1 protein-coding gene is annotated in these 257 nt (G+C 54.1%); it reads right to left on the bottom strand.

Annotated features, from left to right (window positions below; all coding sequences use genetic code 11):
* A partial coding sequence (locus tag JWJ90_RS23055) for a transposase (RefSeq protein ID WP_205229539.1) occupies positions 1-257 on the bottom strand: 257 nt, incomplete at both ends.

Raw genomic sequence — 257 nt, 5'->3', positions numbered from 1 at the left:
CGCAAGCCGATAGCATCTGCTCCGGCCAGGAACTTACCGCGAAAGGCTTTGGCCAAGGCAAAACCGTTGAAGAGATATTTCCCCGATAGCTTTTTCCAAACCCGAGCCTGTTGGTCAATGCCACCTCCAGGGATCAGGACGTGGATATGCGGGTGAAATTCCAATCTCCTTGAATGTGTGTGCAGGACCATGGTCATGCCGATCTCGGCGCCCAAAGATTTTGCATTGCGGGCGAATGAACGCAGGACTTCGGCAGC

Origin of the sequence: Desulfobulbus rhabdoformis, assembly GCF_016919065.1 — a bacterium.
Classification (GTDB): Bacteria; Desulfobacterota; Desulfobulbia; order Desulfobulbales; family Desulfobulbaceae; genus Desulfobulbus; species Desulfobulbus rhabdoformis.
The sequence above is the reverse complement of the archived record's forward strand: the minus strand, read 5'-3'. Positions and strand labels throughout refer to the sequence as shown.